Source organism: Providencia sp. UF-224 (assembly GCF_058245955.1).
This window is the reverse complement of record NZ_JBSICC010000104.1, coordinates 1-542: the sequence shown is the minus strand read 5'-3', so window position 1 is coordinate 542 and position 542 is coordinate 1. Positions and strand designations below refer to the sequence as shown.

Below are 542 nucleotides of genomic sequence, written 5' to 3'. Positions count from 1 at the left end.
TTTGTGGTGCGTTGGCTTGCTCCTATCACCGTCACTTTCGACATGACGGGCACGGTCAACCAATATCAGCAACAAATGGCCATGCAGTTTAATGCGGAAAATCCCCTCAGTGAGCAACAAATCGCCGATGCCACTCACCGTTTTCAAGTGGCGCTCAGTGACAGCTTATCGGAGTACCAACACACTTATCAGGCTCTGATTTTAGTCACGCCTGCGGTGGTGATGGGGGCAGAAGATATCACGGTCGATATTCAAGCCGCGATCGCCGACAAAATGGCGCAATAAGGAGGGCAGATGAAGCGAATACGGCAGTCTACAATGGCAGTATTGTTTTGTTTACCCTGCCTTGTTACCGCCAAAGATCTTGGCGTGTGGGGGGATGTCTACCCCGTTCAAGAGCAAAGCATGCTGGATTTTATCCAAGGGCGGTTAAAACAGATGGAAGGGACGGGCGAAATCGCGCAGATGCAGCAAGATTTTAAAGACCGCGTGATTGAAAATACCCTGCGTCCACCGCCCGTGGATTGGCTCAGTACTGATAC

1 protein-coding gene and 1 pseudogene are annotated in these 542 nt (G+C 50.9%); both read left to right on the top strand.

Features of this window, described 5'->3' with window-relative positions:
- A partial coding sequence (locus tag AC4IFO_RS23035; protein ID WP_490737858.1) for a TrbI F-type domain-containing protein occupies positions 1-285 on the top strand: 285 nt, incomplete at its 5' end.
- Positions 286-294: 9 nt separating this feature from the next.
- Positions 295-542: pseudogene (locus AC4IFO_RS23030) on the top strand (type-F conjugative transfer system protein TraW); the annotation flags it as partial.